Origin of the sequence: Enterobacter sp. MF024, assembly GCF_005843915.1 — a bacterium.
GTDB classification, from domain to species: Bacteria; Pseudomonadota; Gammaproteobacteria; order Enterobacterales; family Enterobacteriaceae; genus Enterobacter; species Enterobacter barmai.
Map to the genome: position 1 here is coordinate 1 of NZ_VCBB01000026.1, position 1184 is coordinate 1184.

General features: G+C 53.7%; 1 rRNA gene. It reads left to right on the forward strand.

The annotated features are described in order from the left end of the window. Positions 1 to 76: 76 nt before the first annotated feature. Positions 77 to 1184, forward strand: a 16S ribosomal RNA gene (locus FFB58_RS22755); the annotation flags it as partial.

Here is a 1184-nt window from a genome sequence, read left to right on the forward strand (position 1 = left end):
GACAATAAATGAATACCAAGTCTCTGAGTGAACATACGTAATTCATTACGAAGTTTAATTCACGAGCATCAAACTTAAATTGAAGAGTTTGATCATGGCTCAGATTGAACGCTGGCGGCAGGCCTAACACATGCAAGTCGAACGGTAGCACAGAGAGCTTGCTCTCGGGTGACGAGTGGCGGACGGGTGAGTAATGTCTGGGAAACTGCCTGATGGAGGGGGATAACTACTGGAAACGGTAGCTAATACCGCATAACGTCGCAAGACCAAAGAGGGGGACCTTCGGGCCTCTTGCCATCAGATGTGCCCAGATGGGATTAGCTAGTAGGTGGGGTAACGGCTCACCTAGGCGACGATCCCTAGCTGGTCTGAGAGGATGACCAGCCACACTGGAACTGAGACACGGTCCAGACTCCTACGGGAGGCAGCAGTGGGGAATATTGCACAATGGGCGCAAGCCTGATGCAGCCATGCCGCGTGTATGAAGAAGGCCTTCGGGTTGTAAAGTACTTTCAGCGAGGAGGAAGGCGGTGAGGTTAATAACCTCACCGATTGACGTTACTCGCAGAAGAAGCACCGGCTAACTCCGTGCCAGCAGCCGCGGTAATACGGAGGGTGCAAGCGTTAATCGGAATTACTGGGCGTAAAGCGCACGCAGGCGGTCTGTCAAGTCGGATGTGAAATCCCCGGGCTCAACCTGGGAACTGCATTCGAAACTGGCAGGCTAGAGTCTTGTAGAGGGGGGTAGAATTCCAGGTGTAGCGGTGAAATGCGTAGAGATCTGGAGGAATACCGGTGGCGAAGGCGGCCCCCTGGACAAAGACTGACGCTCAGGTGCGAAAGCGTGGGGAGCAAACAGGATTAGATACCCTGGTAGTCCACGCCGTAAACGATGTCGACTTGGAGGTTGTGCCCTTGAGGCGTGGCTTCCGGAGCTAACGCGTTAAGTCGACCGCCTGGGGAGTACGGCCGCAAGGTTAAAACTCAAATGAATTGACGGGGGCCCGCACAAGCGGTGGAGCATGTGGTTTAATTCGATGCAACGCGAAGAACCTTACCTACTCTTGACATCCAGAGAACTTTCCAGAGATGGATTGGTGCCTTCGGGAACTCTGAGACAGGTGCTGCATGGCTGTCGTCAGCTCGTGTTGTGAAATGTTGGGTTAAGTCCCGCAACGAGCGCA